Annotated in this window: 17 protein-coding genes; 7 read left to right on the forward strand and 10 right to left on the reverse strand. The window is 63.4% G+C overall.

What is annotated here, in order from left to right; translation table 11 throughout:
- Window positions 1-50: 50 nt before the first annotated feature.
- From EJ079_RS18165 to EJ079_RS18200, 8 genes are all read right to left on the reverse strand, one after another.
- Window positions 51-1,433 (reverse strand): FAD-binding oxidoreductase, encoded by a 1,383-nt coding sequence (locus EJ079_RS18165; protein WP_127809695.1) that lies wholly within the window; start codon window positions 1,431-1,433, stop codon window positions 51-53.
- Between the two features lie 27 nt (window positions 1,434-1,460).
- Complete coding sequence (locus EJ079_RS18170) at window positions 1,461-2,570, reverse strand: ABC transporter ATP-binding protein (RefSeq protein ID WP_127267128.1); 1,110 nt, start codon at window positions 2,568-2,570, stop codon at window positions 1,461-1,463.
- 1 nt (window position 2,571) lies between these two features.
- The gene (locus EJ079_RS18175; RefSeq protein WP_023809409.1) at window positions 2,572-3,360 is read right to left on the reverse strand and encodes an ABC transporter permease; all 789 of its coding nucleotides are present in this window, start codon (window positions 3,358-3,360) and stop codon (window positions 2,572-2,574) included.
- Window positions 3,357-4,265, reverse strand: coding sequence for an ABC transporter permease (locus EJ079_RS18180; RefSeq protein WP_127809696.1), 909 nt, complete (start codon window positions 4,263-4,265; stop codon window positions 3,357-3,359). The genes EJ079_RS18175 and EJ079_RS18180 overlap by 4 nt, the downstream gene beginning before the upstream one ends.
- A 24-nt stretch (window positions 4,266-4,289) precedes the next feature.
- Complete coding sequence (locus EJ079_RS18185; protein ID WP_127319889.1) at window positions 4,290-5,369, reverse strand: extracellular solute-binding protein; 1,080 nt, start codon at window positions 5,367-5,369, stop codon at window positions 4,290-4,292.
- Window positions 5,370-5,372: 3 nt separating this feature from the next.
- Window positions 5,373-6,065, reverse strand: a complete 693-nt coding sequence (locus tag EJ079_RS18190) for an XRE family transcriptional regulator (RefSeq protein WP_127809697.1) — start codon at window positions 6,063-6,065, stop codon at window positions 5,373-5,375.
- A 135-nt stretch (window positions 6,066-6,200) separates the two neighbouring features.
- Entirely contained in the window at window positions 6,201-7,295 is a 1,095-nt protein-coding gene (locus EJ079_RS18195; RefSeq protein ID WP_127811357.1) for an ROK family transcriptional regulator, read from the reverse strand.
- 57 nt (window positions 7,296-7,352) lie between these two features.
- Window positions 7,353-8,003, reverse strand: a complete 651-nt coding sequence (locus EJ079_RS18200; protein ID WP_023809404.1) for an SGNH/GDSL hydrolase family protein — start codon at window positions 8,001-8,003, stop codon at window positions 7,353-7,355.
- A gap of 343 nt (window positions 8,004-8,346) precedes the next feature.
- On the opposite strand from EJ079_RS18200, the gene EJ079_RS18205 reads away from it, so the two are divergent.
- The 5 genes from EJ079_RS18205 to EJ079_RS18225 all read left to right on the forward strand — a co-directional run bounded on the left by EJ079_RS18205 (window position 8,347) and on the right by EJ079_RS18225 (window position 13,694).
- Window positions 8,347-9,426 carry a substrate-binding domain-containing protein gene (locus EJ079_RS18205; protein WP_127271056.1) on the forward strand — a complete coding sequence of 360 codons (1,080 nt, stop codon included), beginning with the start codon at window positions 8,347-8,349 and terminating at the stop codon, window positions 9,424-9,426.
- 80 nt (window positions 9,427-9,506) lie between these two features.
- Window positions 9,507-11,018 (forward strand): sugar ABC transporter ATP-binding protein, encoded by a 1,512-nt coding sequence (locus EJ079_RS18210; protein WP_127811358.1) that lies wholly within the window; start codon window positions 9,507-9,509, stop codon window positions 11,016-11,018.
- An 8-nt stretch (window positions 11,019-11,026) separates the two neighbouring features.
- A complete protein-coding gene (locus tag EJ079_RS18215; RefSeq protein ID WP_127382428.1) occupies window positions 11,027-11,989 on the forward strand; it encodes an ABC transporter permease in 963 nt (320 codons plus the stop codon).
- Between the two features lie 3 nt (window positions 11,990-11,992).
- Window positions 11,993-12,946 (forward strand): ABC transporter permease, encoded by a 954-nt coding sequence (locus EJ079_RS18220; protein ID WP_127272456.1) that lies wholly within the window; start codon window positions 11,993-11,995, stop codon window positions 12,944-12,946.
- Between the two features lie 64 nt (window positions 12,947-13,010).
- Window positions 13,011-13,694, forward strand: coding sequence for an SGNH/GDSL hydrolase family protein (locus EJ079_RS18225; protein WP_127271777.1), 684 nt, complete (start codon window positions 13,011-13,013; stop codon window positions 13,692-13,694).
- 138 nt (window positions 13,695-13,832) lie between these two features.
- On the opposite strand, the gene EJ079_RS18230 is transcribed toward EJ079_RS18225, so the two are convergent.
- Window positions 13,833-14,093, reverse strand: coding sequence for a hypothetical protein (locus tag EJ079_RS18230; RefSeq protein WP_127809698.1), 261 nt, complete (start codon window positions 14,091-14,093; stop codon window positions 13,833-13,835).
- A gap of 212 nt (window positions 14,094-14,305) precedes the next feature.
- On the reverse strand, window positions 14,306-15,409 hold the full coding sequence (locus EJ079_RS18235) for a histidinol-phosphate transaminase (RefSeq protein ID WP_127809699.1): 1,104 nt from the start codon (window positions 15,407-15,409) through the stop codon (window positions 14,306-14,308).
- A 132-nt stretch (window positions 15,410-15,541) separates the two neighbouring features.
- On the opposite strand from EJ079_RS18235, the gene EJ079_RS18240 reads away from it, so the two are divergent.
- A complete protein-coding gene (locus tag EJ079_RS18240) occupies window positions 15,542-16,315 on the forward strand; it encodes a 3-oxoacyl-ACP reductase family protein (RefSeq protein WP_127809700.1) in 774 nt (257 codons plus the stop codon).
- Window positions 16,316-16,522: 207 nt separating this feature from the next.
- Complete coding sequence (hisD, locus tag EJ079_RS18250) at window positions 16,523-17,845, forward strand: histidinol dehydrogenase (RefSeq protein ID WP_127809701.1); 1,323 nt, start codon at window positions 16,523-16,525, stop codon at window positions 17,843-17,845.
- Window positions 17,846-17,857: the final 12 nt, after the last annotated feature.

Consider the following 17,857-nt stretch of genomic DNA (forward strand, 5'->3'; position numbering starts at 1 on the left):
TCTCCGGGCAGGCACTGAAAAAGCAGAAAGTTTTGGAGTCGCTCCGAGGCTCAATGCCCGGTGATGCGGTCGGCGATCGCGGCGAGTTTCGACGTGTGCTGGAGGCCGGCCTCCTCGCGTTCGTCGGCGACGCGATAGAGTTGATACATTGAGTGGACTCCGAGCCAGCGCATCGGCTCGGGCTCCCACTTGCTGACCTGGCGGTTGACCCAGGGCAGTCGGGTCAGTTCGGTGTCGCGCCGCAGGATGAGGTCGCGCAGCGTGCGGCCCGACAGGTTGGAACTGGATACGCCGAGCCCGACATAGCCGCCGGCCCAGCCGATGCCGGTCTCAGGGTCGAGACCGGCCGTCGTGCACCAGTCGCGAGGCACGCCCAGCACGCCGCACCAGGCGTGGTCGATGCGAAGCTTGGCTGTCTGTGGCAGAAGGCGGATGAGGATCGCGTGCAGGCTTTCGATCGTCGCCTGCTGCGTCTGGCCGCGCACGTCGGTCTGCGAGCCGTAGCGGTAGGGCACGCCGCGTCCGCCCATGGTGATGCGGCCTTCCCTGGTGCGCTGTGCATAGCAATAGGCGTGCGCGGCGTCGCCGAGAAGCTCATGGCCCTCCCAGCCGATCTCGTCCCATAGCGATTGCGGCAGCGGCTCGGTGATGATCTGCGCGCTGTTGAGCGCCAGCCAGAGCCGCTCATTGCCTGGTATGCCGGCCGTGAACCCTTCCGTGGCACGGATGATGATTGGCGCGCGCACGGTGCCGCGGCTCGTCGTGACCTTGCCCTTCTCGATGCCGGTCACGGTGGTCTGCTCGTAGATCGGCACGCCAATGCGTTCGACGGCTTCGGACAGGCCGCGCACCAGCTTGGCCGGCTGCACGCGCGCGGTGCCGTGGTGGATATAGCCGCCAAGCACATTTCTGATGTTGATGCGGGCTCTGGCCTCTTCCTGACCGATCAGGCTGACACGCTCGCTCGGCACGCTCCAGCCGATCGCATCGGCATAGGCGGCCTTGATCCGTTCGAGCTGCGGCGGGTTGGTGGCGACCGTCAGATTGTCGACCCGGCGGATGTCGGCATCGATGCCTTCGGTCTCGGTCACCGCGATCACTTCGTCGACCGTGCCATGCATGGCGGTTTCCATGTCGATGACGGCGCCGCGCGTCGAGGTCTGCAGATATTTTTCGCGCGACCAGCTGAAGCCGCCGGACAGCCAGCCGCCATTTCGGCCCGACGCGCCGAAGCCGGCGAACTCCCTCTCGACGATGGCGATGCGGATCGAAGGATCGGCCTTCTTCAGATAATAAGCCGTCCACAAGCCGGTGTAGCCGGCGCCGACGATGCAGACATCGGCTTCGAGATCACCTGGAAGCGGCGCGCGGTAGGCCGGCAGACCGATGTCGGCATACCAGAACGAGACGTTGCCGTTGACTTTGGCGTCCATGTCTAAAAACCCTGCGGGGAAAAGCGGTCAGGTCATCGTCATGTCGGCGCGGTCGTCGTCGGCAAGAAGTTTTGCATCGACGACGGACCAGCGCAGATCGACCGTGTCACCAATCGAGAACGGTGTGGCTTCCAGCGACGAGCGCACGATGGCGACCGAGCCGTCGCGAAGCGTCACCTGGTATTTCGAACCCGACCCCAGATAGATCGCTTCGCTGACCTCACCAGTGAGGCTGTTCTGCCCGGCGGCGGGAGGCGTGTTGGTGCCGGCAAGCGACAGCTTCTCCGGCCGCAGCAGGACCACCGGTTTGCGGCCGCCGGCGAGCTTGCCGTAGGCCACGATCTTCTGGCCGGCGATCGTCAGGCTGGTCTGGTCTCCGGACGCCTGGGCCTCGCCGCGCAAACTGGTCGATTCGCCGATGAACTTCGCCACGAACAAGGTCGTCGGCTCGTCGTAGAGCTGGCGGCCGGTTCCGACCTGTTCGATGCGGCCCTGATTGAACACAGCGATGCGGTCGGAGAGCACCAGCGCTTCTTCCTGGTCGTGCGTCACATAGACGAAGGTGGTGCCGAGTTCGCGGTGGATCCGCTTGATCTCCAGCTGCAGCCATTCGCGCAGTTTCTTGTCGAGCGCGCCGAGCGGTTCGTCCATCAACAGCAGCGGCGGATCGAAGACGATGGCACGCGCCAGCGCCACGCGCTGCTGCTGGCCGCCGGAAAGTTCGGAGGGATAGCGATGCGCGAAATCGGCCATCTTGACCATGTCCAGTGCTCGTACGACGAGACGGTCGCGCGCCTGCTTGTCCATGCCGCGCAAGGTGAGGGGATAGGCGACGTTCTTGCCGACCGTCATGTGCGGAAACAGCGCGTAGTGCTGGAAGACGACGCCGATGTTGCGCTTGTGCGCCGGCAGGGCGACGATGCTCTTGCCGCCGACGGCAAGATCGCCTGCGGTGAGGTCGGTGAAGCCCGCAACGACGTTGAGCGTGGTCGTCTTGCCGGAGCCGCTGGGCCCCAGCAGCGTCATGAACTCGCCCGGCTCGATATGCAGGCTGACATCGTCGAGCGCGGTGAAATTGCCGTAACGCTTGGTTGCGCCCTTGATGTCGATGGCCGCGCCACGTTCCCTCGCAGTCATCTCAACTCCTCGTCGATTTCGAGCTGATGATCAGCCCGGCGCTGATGATCAGCGTCGTGGCAATGAAGATGATGGTTCCGACGGCCGTCACCGTCGGGTCGGCGTCGCGGGTGATGCTGGTGAAGATCTGCACCGGCAAGGTCTTGAGGTAGGGACTGGTGATGAACAGCGCGACGATGATTTCATCGAAGGAGGTGACGAAGGCAAACAAAAGCCCGGACAGGATACCGGGCGCGATCAGCGGCAAGGTCACGGTGCGGAATGTGGTGAAGCGGTTGGCGCCGAGGCTGGCCGCCGCCGTTTCCAGCCGCACGTCGAAGACTTCGAGGCTTGCCGATACGGCGATGATGACGAAGGGGATCGCCAGCATCGTGTGCGCGATGACGAAGCCGGTGGTGGTGCCGACAAGCTGGTAGTCGAGGTAAACGGCATAGATGCCGATCGCCAGCACCACGCCGGGCACGATCATCGGCGTGATCAGGATAGCGCGCAGCAGGCCGGCGCCGGAATGTTTCATGCGGCTGAGGCCAAGCGACGCCAGCGTGCCGATCAGCGTGGCGGCAACGGCGACGAGGCCCGCGACCCTCAGCGAATTGAAGAAGCTCGACAGCCAATCGGGATTGGTGAAGAAATTCGCGTACCACTGCCAGGAGAAGCCGGAGGGCGGGAAGGCAAGCGACTTCTTCTCGTTGAACGACATCGGGATGATGACCAGCGTCGGCATCACCAGCCAGACGGCGACCAGCAGGCAGAACAGGCCGAGCAGAATGCGGAACGGCGTTTGTCTCATGATCTGGACGCCTGCTTGTGGCGCTGGCGTATCAGCGGGGCGGCGAGTGCCAGAAGCACGAAGGTCGCGACCAGCAGGACGACCCCCATGGCGCCGCCGCGTCCCCAGTTGAGCAGGCTGAGCACCTGGCTCTGCACCAGCGTCGACAGCATGGTGCTGCGCGGGCCGCCGAGCAGGGCAGGGGTGATGTAGAAGCCGAGCGACAGGATGAAGACGATGATGGCGCCGGCGAAGACGCCTGGCAGCGACAGCGGCAGATAGATCTGCAGGAAGGCACGTGCGGGCCGCGCGCCGAGGCTGCGCGCCGCCTGCACGAGGCGCAAATCGATGCCGCGCATGACAGAATAGAGCGGCAGGATCATGAACGGCAGCAACACCTGCGCCATGCCGATGACGACTCCGGTCTGCGTGCGGATCAGCTTCACGCCGTCAAAGCCGAGCAGCCTGATGACCGAATTGATGATGCCGGAATCCTGCAGCAGGATGACCCAGGCCAGGGTACGCACCACGCCGCTGACCCAGAACGGTACGAGCACGCACAGGATGAGGACCAGCCGCAGGCGCGGCCCGACCGCCGTCATGAGATAGGCGTAGGGATAGGCTGCGATGACGCAGACGATGGTGACCCAGGCGGCGATGGAAAAGGTGCGCCACAGGACGGTGACGTTCACCGGCGTGGAGAAGAACCAGACGTAGTTCTGCAGGCCCCAGGCCGGGTCCGAAAAACTGCGCAGCGTGACGGTCAGCAAGGGATAGCCCATAGCCGCGACAAGCAGGAGCAGGGCCGGCATCGCCAGCAGCGACGGATAGGCGGCAAGGCGCAGGCGCCGCTGCGGCCCCTGCACGGCACCTGACGGCCGGGGATAATCACCCCCGGCCGTCGGCGTATGCGATGTCTGGCTCACGCCGTCACCTCAGTGGTAGCCGGCTCAGTTGCCGGCCATCAGCGCCGTCCACTTGTCGGACGCAGCGGCGAAGTTGGCGACCCAGAACTTGATGTTCTGCTGATAGCCGAGCTTGGCGTGGTCCGGCGTGTTGGTCAGGAAGGCGGCGACGGACGCGTCGACCTTTGGCTGTGCCTCGTTGTTGATCGGCGAGTAGGAGGTCTGCTCGGTCAGGATCTCCTGCGACTTCTTGCCGAGATAGGCGTTGATCAGCGCGTAGGAGGCATCGGGGTCCTTGGCGCCGACCGGGATGGTCAGCTGATCCATGACGACCAGCCAGTCCTTCCACACCGGCGTGTAGGCAGCGCCATTCTTGACCGCCGTCATGGCGCGGCCGGTCCACATGATGATCATGTCGGCCTCGCCGGATTCGGCAAGCTGCTGGGATTCGGCGCCGGTTTTCCAGAAGATGGTGTCGGGGCCGATCGCCTTGATCTTGGCGATGCCCTTGTCGATATCGGCAGGCGTCATGGCGTCGACCTTGCCGCCGTCGGCCAGGATGGCCTGTTCGATCAGGCCGCCGAGCGGGCTGCCGCTGCCGTCGATGGCGCGGGTGCCGGGGAATTTCGCGGTGTCGAAGAAATCCTTCCAGTCCTTTGGCGGATTGTCCTTGTAGGTGTCGTTCTTGTACATCAGGACCATGCCGTAATTCATCGCCGGCACGCTGCATTCGCCGACCTGTCCGGGCGGGATGTGCGAGATATCGAGCTTGGTCAGATCGAGTTTCTGGAACAGTTTTCCGCAATGCACGAAGGGCGGAAAATCGTCCGTGTCGACGACATCCCAGGTCACATTGCCTGATTCGACCTGCGCCTGAAGCTTGGCGATTTCGGTCGGTCCGTCGTTCAAAAGCTTGACGCCGCTCTTGTCGACGAACTCCTTGAGCGCGGCAACCTGGCCGTCCTGGTAGATGCCGCCATAGGAGACGAAGGTCAGCGTCTTGCCCTTCAGCGACCCGTCCACCACGGTCCCGGCCGGCGGCGCGTTCTGCGCGTGAGCGGCGGCCGCAAGCAAGGCCAGTGCGGCGGCGCCGAAAAACCCGGCCAATCTTGATCTGCTTCCCATTTTCTAACCCTCCGATGGCTCGCTGTTTGATTTTGGCAGACCGGGCGCGAGCGTTTTCCGGGCTACATATTGGTCGAGGTCGACGGCGCCGCTTGTCGGCGGCGCGATGATCCACAGCACTTCGGCCACCGTATCGCCGACATTGATCGTCCGGTGCGGCGTCGAGGTCGAATATTCGATGCTGTCGCCCTCTTCGAGCGTGAAGCTCTCGTCGCCGAGCGTCAGTTGCACGCGTCCGCGCAGCACGAGGAACATCTCGTTCGCGTTGCCATGCGTGTAGGGCACGTCGCCGGTGGAGCCGCCGACGGCGAACTCGCCGCAATAGACTTCCATCTCGCGGATCGGCCGGCGCGACAGCAGCGTCTTGCGGTAGCCTTCGCTGGTCGGCAGCGCCGGCCGTTCGGCCCGTGTCAGCACCGCGTGCGGCGACACCTCGCGTTCGTCGAAAAGATCGGCGAGGCTGATGCCGAGCGCGTTGGCGATCAGTATCAGCGTGCTGGTGTTGGCACCCGAAAGGCCGCGCTCGAGCTGGCTCAGGAAGCTGGCGGTGGTGCCGATCATGTCGCCGAGCTGGCGCAGCGTCAGGCGCCGCGTGGTGCGATAGGCCTTGATGCGATCGCCCAATACCGTCGAGCGGCGCGCTTCGGCGCTGGTTGCGGCATTGTCGTTGAGTGCGTGATCCGCAGCGATTTTCATGGCGATCTCAGGGTTCACTTAACATGCTATTAAGTGAGGCGTCCTGGCAAGCGGAATCGCCTTGTCATTTGAAAATCATCGATGGACCTGCAGAGAGCCCGTAATCGGCCGACCGGCAACGCCGGTTCGGCTCGATCACTGGATCATGAAGCGCGAACTGAATGGCAGGCTTGCCGCGCCGACGGCCTTCGGGCTGATGCTGACCCGCGCGGGCAGCGCTTCGATGCCGGGGAATTCCCGGCCGATGTCGGCGCACAAGGCCTTGGCGATCTTCTGCGGCGCGTAGCTGGACAGGACGACCGTCCTGAATTCGACAAACTGGGTCAGTGCGGAAATAGAGGCTTTCAGGCGGTTGGAGCATTCCCCTAGCCATTCGCTGTAGGCCTCGCCAAGGTCAGGCCACTCGGGGCTGCTGCTCCAGATGATTTCGGACGGGCGCCCGCGCATGGTCAGTTCGCTTTCCAGGCGCACAAGGCCATGATCGAAGCTGGCGCTGGAGTTTCCCTTGTAGATCTGGTGGTTGAGGATGAGCCTGCTCTGCAGCCGTGCTCCCAGATAGAAGAACAAATAGTCGTTGAGCGGCTTGGCGACGCCGAACATGCTCTCGCCGCCGGCCGCCGCGGTGATGTCGTTCTGCACGAAAACCGGCAGCTTGATCTGTTCCTCGATCTCCCCCTGCAAGGCTTTCAGCGAGGTGCTCGATCCGTTGCGGGTTGCAGCCATCGTGTCGACATCGTCGGGAACGGCCAGGCCGATGCCGGCAACCCGGCTGCGCGCCTCGACCGGCAGGCTGGTCATGGCTTGCCTGATCGCGCCGAACAGATCGCTGCTTTGCGGAAAGGGATTGGCTTCATCCGCCGGCAATTGCGTGTGGAAGCGCACGGTGCCGATGAAATCGATGAGTGCGATGTCGATCCTGCGCCGGCTGAAGCCGACGCCAACCGCATAGGCGCCCTCCGGATTGAGTGAAAGCGGGATGGTGGGCGGCCCGACGCGGCCGCGCTGCGCTTCGCCTTGCGAGACCAGGCCTTCCTGCTCGAGCGAACGGACGATGACCGAGGCCGTCTGCGCCGACAGGCCGGTCTTTTCGCCGATTTCCATCCGCGAAATGCCCTCGTTCTGAAGCAGCAGCGACAGCACCAGCCGCTCATTGTAGCTGCGGACGCTCAACGCATTCAGCCCGCTTGCACGATCGGCGATGCGCAAGGGATTAGGTGGTGCGAACCTCATGTCAGGCAAGGGTCGCCCCGTCGGTAAGAGCGCGCTGCCTCGCGGCGGTATGGTTGCTCATGTCGAGCGGCTCCAGCCGATGGCATCGACCGCGCGGGCAAGTGCGGTGCCCAGCAATCTGTGCGCCTCGGCATCGATGTGAAAGCCGTCCGCTTCGCTGCACGAGACCACCGAGCCGGCATCGAAAAAGTGGAGTTCGAGCGAGTCCGCTAGAACCTCGAACTCGAGCGCGAGCAGGCGCGATTTCTCCGGCGCACCGGCGAAGATGGACTTCCATTCCTTGACGTCGTCCTGCATCGGCGGCGGCGCCACGATCATGATCTCGGGCGTCGAGCCGCCTGGCCCAGGCGCCAGCTCCTTGATGTCGTAGACGAGGCAGCCGATCCCCATCGCCACTTCCGACGGCGGCTTGTTGAAGCGGATCTTTAAATCGTTAGTGCCGAGCATGATGATGACGAGGTCGAGCGTCGCATGGCTCTGCAGGCAGGGGCGAAGATAGGTTCTGCCGTTTTTGTGGGCGCCCTCGATCGGGTCGTCGTGGACGGTGGTGCGGCCGCTCAATCCTTCCTCGATGACATACCAGTCGGGGCCTAGCTGAGAACGCAATATCCCCGGCCAGCGTTCACCCGGCCCATAGCGCTCGAGCGGCCCCCTGCCGGGGATCTGGCCGTGCGTGTTGGAGTCGCCGTAGCACAAGACTGATCGCATGTTTTTCCCGCCGGGACTGACAGCGCGCCGAAGCCGGCGAGCGCCAATCATGATGGATAGAGGAGCGATGAAAGGCAAGCAAGGGAATAGTCATTCAACATGACTAACTATTGACAGGGCGAATCCGCTGTGCTTCTAAAGTGCCCGGAGGAGTTCTCGACCGTCATCATCGTCCAGCAGGAATTGGGCTTCGGCACGCATGTGTTCGGGGGCGGGAGAATTGCGTGCATCGGTCGGTTTGCGACAACGAGCATGCATTGGGAGAGCGTCTCATGGCCGTACGCATTCGTACGGCCGGCCATACGAATTCGTAGGCCGGGGCAACCACAAGGAGGAGAGTTTAATGTTAGGATTGCTGAAAACCGTCGGCCTGGGGATGCTCGTTGCGTCCACGCTTGCCGTGACGTCGCTGGCGCATGCGGAAGACATCAAGCTGATGGACGGCGTGGCGCCGCGCCCCGACGACACGCGCATGACCGCGGCCGGTGCGTTCAAGAAGGACCCGCCCTGGGTCATCGGCATGAGCGACTTCGGCGTCAACGCCAACACCTGGACAGTACAGGTGGCGCATGAGGCGGAGAACGCCGCGGCCAAGGACAAGCGCATCTCGAAATTCATCCTGCTCGATGCCGGCTTCGACCAGAAAAAGCAGGTGGCCGACATCGAGGACCTGATCGCGCAGCATGTCGACGCGATCATCGTTCAGCCGGTGACCAGCACATCGGCCAATGCCAGCATCGCCAAGGCGGTCGCCGCCGGCATCCCGGTCATCCTTCACACCGGCCGCATCGATTCCGACGCCTACACCACCGAAATCCAGGGCGGCGCCGAGCATTTCGGCAAGGTGATGGGCGACTGGCTGGTCAAGACCGTCGGCGACAACGGCAAGATCTGGGTCCTGCGTGGCCTGGCCGGCCATCCGGAAGACACCAACCGCTACAACGGCTTACTGGAATCACTTAAAGGCACCCATGTGCAGATCATCGCCGAGGAGCATGGTGACTGGCAGTACGACAAGGCCAAGAAGCTGTGCGAGACGCTTTATCTGAACAACCCACAGGTTGACGGCATCTGGTCGTCCGGCGCTGACATGACGCGCGCCTGCGTCGATGTCTTCAAGCAGTTCGGCACGCCCGTTCCGCCGATTTCGGGCGAGGGCAACAATGGCTATTTCGGCCAGTGGATCACGGACGGGTTCAAGTCGATCTCGCCGGAATACAGCCCCGCCCAAGGTGCGGCCGGCGTGCGCGCCGCCGTTGCCCTTCTGGAAGGCAATCAGCTCTACAAACGCTATGTCTATAATCCCGACGGATGGGACCAGGACAAGGCCAAAAAATACTATCGCGACGACCTCACCGCCAATGTCTGGTGGCCGAGCGAACTGCCAGAAGACAAGCTCAAGGAATATTACGGCAAGAAGTGACGGCGCCGTGGCTGGCGGGAGTGGACAAGCATTCCCCGCAGGCCATTCCATCTGTCGAATCCGGTTCGTTCGAGGGTTTCGTGACCAATCTTATCGAGATGTCCCACATTTCGAAGGCGTTCGGAGGGAGCAGGGCGCTCCATTCCGTTTCCCTCGATCTCAAGGCAGGCAGCGTCCACGCCCTGATGGGCGAGAACGGCGCCGGCAAATCGACGTTGATGAAGATCCTGGCGGGCGTGCATCAGCCCGATTCCGGTGAGATCTTCATGAACGGGGAGAAGCTCGATCTGAAATCGCCGCGAGCCGCACTCGATGCCGGCATTTCGACCGTTTTCCAGGAGCACTCGCTGCTGCCCAATCTGTCGATCGCCGAAAACATGTTTCTGGGCCGGGAGCCGACGACCCGGTTCGGCTCGATCGATTATCGGGTGATGAGCAGCCAGACCGCCAAGGCGCTTGGCGAACTCGGCCTCACGCTCGACCCGTCGCAACTCGTTTCAAACCTGGCCATAGCCGAGCGGCAATTCGTCGAGATCGCGCATTGCATCCAGGCCGACGCCGGCGTGCTCATCCTCGATGAACCGACGGCGGCGCTCAACGCGGCCGATGTCGATGTGCTCAACCGCAACATCCGCCGGCTGCGCGATAAGGGGAAGGCTGTCGTCTACATCTCGCATCGCATGGAGGAGATCTTCGAGCTGTGCGACACGGTGACGGTGCTGAAGGACGGCGCACTGGTCGGCACCAGAATGGTGTCCGAGATCACCACCGACGACCTCATCACCATGATGGTCGGACGCGAGCTTCAGGACCTTTTTCCCGATCGTACTGATAACAAAGGCGACGAGATCCTGCGCGTCGAGAACCTGAGGATCACCGAGACATCGCGGCCGCTGTCGCTGACATTGCACAAGGGCGAGATCGTCGCCCTGGCCGGCCTGGAGGGACAGGGCCAGCAGCGCTTCCTGAGATCGCTGATCGGCCGCTATCATCCCTCCGCCGGGACGATTTCCGTCAACGGCAAAGCGCTGAAAATGCCGCTCCCGCCATCATCAGGCGTTCGCCATTTGCAGCAGCTGAGGGTCGGCTTCGTTCCCGAGGACCGCAAGGAAGAGGGGCTCTTCCTCGCTTTGCCAATCGCCCACAACATCGCCATCGGATTGCATTCGAGGCGATCCGAGCTCGCGCCGGCGCGGCCGTATCGAAACGTGATCGCTCGCATGATGGAGGTCATGAACATAAAGGCGGCAGGGCCGTCCGCGCCGGTCGGCTCCCTGTCCGGCGGCAACCAGCAAAAGGTTCTGCTCGGCCGCTACCTGGCCGCCGATCTCGATCTTCTGCTGGTCGAGGAGCCGACCCGCGGCGTCGACATCGGCGCCAAGTCCGAGATCTACCACCTGCTGCGCGACTTTATCGCCAAGGGCGGCGCCGTGCTGGTGCTGTCGCGCGAGACGATCGAATTGATCGGGCTCTGCGACCGCATCTACGTCGTCCATGACGACACCATCGTTGCCGAAATGCCGGCAGCGCAGGCGACAGAACACAAGATCCTCGACGCGGCCCTGACGGGCGGCTCCGCGCGCCAGCATTAGGGGCCTCCATGCATCGTTCGCTTTTCAACATCCTGAGTGGCCGGAACACGCGGCAAGGCCTGTGGGGCCTGCCACTGCTGGTCGCCTTGCTCATTTCGCTGTGGCTGACCGTCGAGACGACGCAGTTCGCCACGGCCGAGAACCTCTTCAACCTGGTTGCCCAGGCGATGCCGCTGATCATCGCGGCGATAGGACAGCTCGTCGTCGTGCTCATCGGCGGGCTCGACCTGTCGGTCGGCTCGGTCATCAGCTTCACCACCGCGGTGCTGGCGCTCGACCAGCCGGCGATCGTGCTGATCCCGGCGGTCTTCGTGCTGGCGGCACTCATCGGGCTGATCAACGGCATGGCGATCACCCGCTTCAACGTCCATCCGATCATCGCGACGCTGTCGACGCAGTACATCGTGCTCGGCATCACGCGCATCCTGCGGCCCGTCTCCGGCGGCACCGTGCCGGAGATCGTCATCGATGCCGTCTCGGGCAGTTTCCTCGGCATTCCCTATCCGGTTTTCTGGGGCATCATCGTGATCCTGGCAGCGTGGAAACTGCTCTACGGATCCCGGTACGGGCTGCATCTGTTTGCGATCGGCGGCGGCATCGCGTCCGGCGCCGAAAGCGCTGCCCGCAATTTCGGCGTCTCCGACCGCCGCAACATTATCCTTGCCTATGTGGTCTGCTCCTGTTTCGCGGCCGCTGCCGGTGTCTTCCTGGCCGGGCGCATCGTGTCGGGCGATCCGAATGTCGGTCTGCTTTTCGAACTCGATACCGTCACCGCCGTGGCGCTCGGAGGCACCCAGCTCTCCGGCGGCATCGGCAGCCTGCACGGCACAGTGATCGGCGCGCTGGTCATGGCGCTGCTGGCTAACGGCATGAACCTCGCCAACGTCTCGCCCTTTGTTCAGACAGCGATCAAGGGCGGCATCCTGCTGGCGGTGGTCGGGTTGCAATCCCGCAAGAAAATGGGGCTCTGAGCGATGGCCGCCGTTCTCGCAAATCCGATCGCCCGGCGTCTGCTGCGCATCCCGCCGTCCTATTTTGTCTTCATCGTGCTGCTGGCGACGCTGTGGATCGCGCGGCCGAACATGCTCAACCTCAACATCATGGGCATCTTCGTCAGGCAGATCGTGCCGCTCGGCATCCTGGTGCTGGGGCAGCTCGTCGTCATGCGGGTGAAGTCGATCGACCTCTCTGGCGGCGGCATCATCCTGCTCATCAACTATTTCATCTCGTCGGGCACTTTCCCCGGCGCGTCGATGCCTTTCTTCGTCGTGCTGGCGCTCGCCACCGGCCTCGTCATCGGCCTGTTCAACGGCTTCATGATCGGCAACCGGCGGGTGTCGGCGGTCATCGTCACGCTGGCGGTCAGCATCATCCTGGTCGGGCTGGTGCAGTTCCTGTCGAGCGGCAATCCGCCCGGCGATGTGCCGAAGCTGTTCAACGACCTATACAACACGAAATTCCTGTCGGTTCCGACGCCGGTGCTGTTCTGGGTCCTGCTGACCGCTTCGGTGTGGCTGCTTCTGTCGCGGACCATCTTTGGCCGCTACGTCGCTTCGGTCGGGGAGAATGCCGAAGCCGCGCATTTTTCCGGCGTGCCGGTCCAGCGCACGGTCATCCTGGCGCATACGCTCGCCGGCCTGATAGCGGCGATCGCCGCCCTGGTGCAGACCGGTTCCATCGCCGTCGGCAGCGTCCGTATCGGCCTCGACCTGCCGATCCTGGCGGTCGCGGCAACGATCCTCGGCGGCGTCGTCTTCGGTCGTGGCGACGGCGGCGTCTGGGGGCCTTTCTTCGGGGCGCTGTGTTTTGCGCTGCTGTTCGTGGTGATGACGGTGCTCGGCATCGACGAGCCCGGCAAGCTCATCGCGCAGGGCGTCATCATCCTCGGCGCGGCGATCTTCTACGGAGTGCGCGTGCGAAACCCCTGATTTGAAACGGCGAAGAGCAAGTGCGCCGGCGTTCAGACAATTGCAAACAGATGGAGAAACATGGATGTCACCGCCAAAAAACATCATGTGCTACGGCGACTCGCTGACCTGGGGCTGGGTTCCGGTCAAGGAAGGGTCGCCGACCTACCGCTACCCTTATGATCAGCGCTGGACCGGTGTGATGGCGGCGGCGCTGGGGGCGGGCTACCACATCATCGAAGAAGGCCTGAGCGCGCGCACGACCTGTCTCGACGACCCCAACGATCCGCGCCTGAACGGGGCGAACTATCTGCCCTCGGCCATCGCCAGCCATCTGCCGCTCGACCTGGTCATCGTCATGCTCGGCACCAACGACACCAAGTCTTATTTCCGCCGGACGCCTTATGAGATCGCCAATGGAATGGCGAAACTGGTCGGGCAGATCCTGACCAGTGCCGGCGGCATCGGCACCCCTTATCCGGCTCCCAAGGCGCTGGTCATTGCGCCGCCGCCGCTGACCCCGATGCCCGATCCGTGGTTCGAGGGCATGTTTGGTGGCGGGCACGAAAAATCCAGGGATCTGGCCAGGCAGTACAAGGCGATGGCGGATTTCATGAAGATCGATTTCCTCAATGCCGGCGATTACCTCACCACGGATGGTGTTGACGGCATCCATTTTACTGCCGGAAACAACGCCGATCTGGGACGCGCCGTCGCCGACAAGGTCAAGTCGATCCTTGAGCCGGGCAAGGTCAGCACTGCCGCCTGAAGCCGCCACGCCCGTCGGCTCGCGGCACACAGGCCTACGGCGCGGGTGTATCGCTCGTTGCTCCGGCGATGCACATCGATACGGGGCCGTTTGGCCCCGTATCGATGTGGCGCTCGACGCCTGCAGACCTGCGTTGATCTAGGGCCTTGTGCCCCGAGGAACATGATCGGCAGACGATTTGGTTTGGCGGTCGAAAACGACCGCCAGGCCGTTCTTCACGGCAAGCGAGGCGACCATGTCGTCGAGTTCGCGATCGGGAATGGCGGGTTTGAGGACCTGCCGGATGGCCCGATAGGCCTGCTCGGTCGACACATAGTCGTAGCGCTTTTTGCGCGCTTCCACATATTGCTCGATGAGAATGCTCAATCGGCGGGCGGCGATGCCATCTGGTTGCTGCAAGGGAGCCTCCTCAGCGTCGATCGTTTGCAGACCCCCGAGATGTAAAAACCCACGCCGCGAAAGTTAAGGCCTGCTGTCGGCTTGAAGCCCAAAAAATCTATTGCCTTCGTTCAACGAACTGCACCGCAGAGTGACATCGTGTCCGAACTGGCACATCGCAGCCGCAAGGCGCGGGTCAACTTGCCCGTCCGAATCCCGACCAAAGCGTGTATTCACAACAGCTCCGACAGAACGGCCATGAAATGGTCGTTCTCCGCTGTCGAGCCGATGCTGACTCGCACATAGGTGTCAAAACCCTGCTGCTTCCACGGCTTGACGATGACGCCGTGACGCAGCAGGCCTTCGACGAAGGCGGAAGCATCTTGCCGGCAGTTGAAGAACAGGAAGTTGCCCCTGGAGGCAGCGACATCGAGGCCCTTGCTCGCCAGGAAAGTCTCGACGCGTTTTCTCTCTGCATTGGCCAGCGCGACGACCCTGGCAAGGTGTTCGTCGTCGGCCAGTGCCGCGAGTGCGGCCGCCTGGGCCATCGCGTTGGCGTTGAAAGGCGTGCGGACGCGATCGAGCAGCGCGCGCAGCTCCGGGTCACCGACGATGCCGAAGCCGATCCGCAATCCGGCCAGACCGAACGCCTTGGAAAAGGTCCGCAGCACGATCCAGGGCCGGCCCAGCTTTTCGAGATAGGGCAGGGACGATGCATAATCGTCGCCCTTGGCATATTCGGCATAGGCTTCGTCGATGACGATCAGCGTCTCGTCGCCGACCGCATCCAGAACCCTCGACAGATCGCCGCCGGAGAGCCAGCTGCCGACCGGGTTCATCGGGTTCGAAAACAGCAGCATGCGCGGCCGCTCGCGCACCGCCTCGACCAGCGCATCGACATTGATGGTGAGATCGTCGTTGACGACAACGCGTTTGACGGTCGCCCCCATCAGCGTTGCGTAGTCCTCATGCAGCGGGAACGACGGATAGAGCGTGACGACCGCGTCGCCCGGCCGCAACACGGCACGGCTGATGACGGAGAGAAGGTCTTCGGAACCGTTGCCGAGGATGATCTGGCCCTCGGCGACGGCATATTTGTCGCCGATCGCCTGGCGCAGCTTGCGCCCGGCGGGGTCGGGATAGAGGCGGAACATCTCGGAGCCGGCATGCATCGTCGTGGCTAGCTTCGGGCTGGGCCCGAGCGGGTTTTCGTTGGAGCCCAGTTTGGCGATCCTGGCCGGTGCGTATCGCTCCATGACCTCGTCAATGGTGAGCCCGGAATTGTAGGGCGACAAACGGTTGACTTCGGTGCGGACCATATCCGAGGCTTTCGACACGGGTGGGCTCCTTTGCAGCGGATTTCGTCATCAGTACCGCAGCTGAAATGCTTTGTATATGCTTGTATATGTAACCTGCGATCTGATAGCATTGATACCGGCGCCGAGGCCAACACCGATCAGGAGGATCACATGCGCAACGCTTCTCTCTTCGATCTGTCCGGCAGGAAGGCGCTTGTCACCGGTGCAAGCCGGGGCATCGGGCGCAGCATCGCCGAGGCGCTGAGTGCTGCCGGCGCCGACGTCGCGGTCACGGCGCGCAGCCTGGCCTCGCTGGAGGCCACCACGGCAGCCATCCGCGCCGCCGGCGGAGTGGCGCACGCCATCGCTCTCGACGTCACCGATGTCGGCCGCTGCCGCGCAGCCACCAACGAGGCTGCCGGCCTGCTTGGCGGTCTCGACATTCTCGTAAACAATGCCGGGATGGAGGAGGTGCGGCCCTCGCTCGATGTCGACGAGGCGCTGTGGGACAGGATCGTCGACACGAATCTCAAGGGAGCGTTCTTCTGCGCCCAGGCCGCCGCGCGGCAGATGCGCGATGCCGGCCGTCCTGGTGCCATCATCAATCTGTGCTCGCTGACATCCGAAGTCGGAATCCCCACCGCGGTGCCGTATGGCTCGTCGAAGTCGGGCCTGCTCGGCATGACCCGCGCCCTTGCGGCGGAGTGGGCGGAGCTCGGCATAAGGGTCAATGCAATCGCGCCGGGCTATTTCAGGACGGCGATGACCGATGTTTTCTACAGCAACGAGGCATGGCAGCACTCCATGCTGGCCAAGATCCCGCAGCGGCGTTTCGGTGATCTCTCCGATTTGCACGGCATCGCAGTGTTCCTCGCTTCGGATGCGGCGGCTTACATAACCGGCCAGTCCATTCCGGTCGATGGCGGCTTTCTCGCCTCGATCTGAGGAGGCAGGTTTGTCTCCGCAGTTTCGAAGGGAAGGACGATAGAAAAACTGCTGGCGACTGTCATACATACATGTATATACTTTTGCCCGGGTGAAGCCTCTCGACGGCTTTGATCCTTGCCCCGGTCGGCCTGTCGACCCGCAGAACTATGGCCATCCACGGGCCAACCGTCATTGCGTTCCAAGAGTTCCAGGAGACGAGCAACCATGTCCGACATCAGCTTCCACGATTTGTCATCCATCGATGCCGACCAGCGCGCCAGTCTGCTGAAGCGCGCCGAGGCCGATCTGACGGTCTTCGTCGAGAAGGTCCGGCCGATCATCCAGGCCGTCAAGGACGAAGGCGACGCCGCCTTGATCCGCTTCGCCAGGGAACTCGACAAGGCCAATGTCGCCGAGGGCGAACTGCAGGTGTCGGAAGCCGAGTTCGAAGCGGCGTTCGACAAGGTGGAAAAGGATGTGGTCGAGAGCATCCAGTTCGGCATCGACAACATCAGGCATTTCCATGAGGAGCAGAAGCCGGAGACGATGTGGCTCAAGGAAGTCCGGCCGGGCGCCTATGCCGGCGACCGGTACACGCCGATCGCGTCCGTTGCGCTCTACGTTCCGCGCGGCAAGGGCGCCTTTCCTTCGGTGACGATGATGACGTCGGTGCCGGCGGTGATTGCCGGTGTGCCGCAGATCGCCATCGTGACGCCGCCGACACCGGATGGGTCGGTGGACGCGGCAACGCTGGTCGCCGCGCGCCTCGCCGGCGTGGGAACCGTCTACAAATGCGGCGGCGCGCAAGCGGTCGCCGCCGTCGCCTACGGCACGGAGACGGTGAAGCCCGCGCTCAAGATCGTCGGCCCCGGCAGCCCGTGGGTGGTGGCGGCCAAGAGCGTGCTGTCCTCGGTCATCAACACAGGCCTTCCGGCCGGCCCGTCGGAAGCGATCATCTTTGCCGATGACAGCGTCGACGGCGGCCTTGCCGCGCTCGACCTGTTGATCGAAGCCGAGCACGGGCCGGATTCCTCGGCCTATCTGGTGACGCACAGCCGCAAAGTTGCAGAAGCAGCGCTCGCTGCACTTCCCGAGCATTGGTCGCGGATGACCGAGCAGCGTGTCGAGTTTTCGCGCGCCGTGCTGACCGGCAAGCGCGGCGGCATGGTGCTGACCGCGTCGCTGGAAGACAGCTACCGCTTCATCAACGACTATGCGCCCGAACATCTCGAGATCCTGTCGAAGGAGCCGTTCGCGCATCTCGGGCGCATCACCGAGGCGGCCGAGATACTGATGGGTCCGCACACGCCGGTGACGCTTGCCAACTTCGTCCTCGGTCCCAATGCTGTACTGCCGACCAGCCGCTGGGCGCGAACCTACGGGCCGCTTTCGGTAACGGATTTCGTCAAACGCTCGTCGATCGGCTATGTCACCTCGGTGGCCTATCCGGAACTCGCTCTGCACGCCCGCAGGCTCGCCCGCTACGAGGGCTTCAGCTCGCATGAGAACGCGGTCTCGGAAATCCGCGACCGCTATCTCGCCGGCTGAGCGGAAGCGATC

This window comes from Mesorhizobium sp. M7A.F.Ce.TU.012.03.2.1 (assembly GCF_004006095.1).
Lineage (GTDB): Bacteria > Pseudomonadota > Alphaproteobacteria > Rhizobiales > Rhizobiaceae > Mesorhizobium.

Coding starts and splice junctions, on each gene's coding strand:
- EJ079_RS18200 (WP_023809404.1), bottom strand. CDS start 8,003: ATGCGATCAGTCTTGTGCTACGGCGACTCCAACACGCACGGCCAGATC.
- EJ079_RS18170 (WP_127267128.1), bottom strand. CDS start 2,570: ATGACTGCGAGGGAACGTGGCGCGGCCATCGACATCAAGGGCGCAACC.
- EJ079_RS18190 (WP_127809697.1), bottom strand. CDS start 6,065: ATGAAAATCGCTGCGGATCACGCACTCAACGACAATGCCGCAACCAGC.
- EJ079_RS18205 (WP_127271056.1), top strand. CDS start 8,347: ATGTTAGGATTGCTGAAAACCGTCGGCCTGGGGATGCTCGTTGCGTCC.
- EJ079_RS18185 (WP_127319889.1), bottom strand. CDS start 5,369: ATGGGAAGCAGATCAAGATTGGCCGGGTTTTTCGGCGCCGCCGCACTG.
- EJ079_RS18175 (WP_023809409.1), bottom strand. CDS start 3,360: ATGAGACAAACGCCGTTCCGCATTCTGCTCGGCCTGTTCTGCCTGCTG.
- hisD (WP_127809701.1), top strand. CDS start 16,523: ATGTCCGACATCAGCTTCCACGATTTGTCATCCATCGATGCCGACCAG.
- EJ079_RS18220 (WP_127272456.1), top strand. CDS start 11,993: ATGGCCGCCGTTCTCGCAAATCCGATCGCCCGGCGTCTGCTGCGCATC.
- EJ079_RS18215 (WP_127382428.1), top strand. CDS start 11,027: ATGCATCGTTCGCTTTTCAACATCCTGAGTGGCCGGAACACGCGGCAA.
- EJ079_RS18195 (WP_127811357.1), bottom strand. CDS start 7,295: ATGAGGTTCGCACCACCTAATCCCTTGCGCATCGCCGATCGTGCAAGC.
- EJ079_RS18240 (WP_127809700.1), top strand. CDS start 15,542: ATGCGCAACGCTTCTCTCTTCGATCTGTCCGGCAGGAAGGCGCTTGTC.
- EJ079_RS18165 (WP_127809695.1), bottom strand. CDS start 1,433: ATGGACGCCAAAGTCAACGGCAACGTCTCGTTCTGGTATGCCGACATC.
- EJ079_RS18225 (WP_127271777.1), top strand. CDS start 13,011: ATGTCACCGCCAAAAAACATCATGTGCTACGGCGACTCGCTGACCTGG.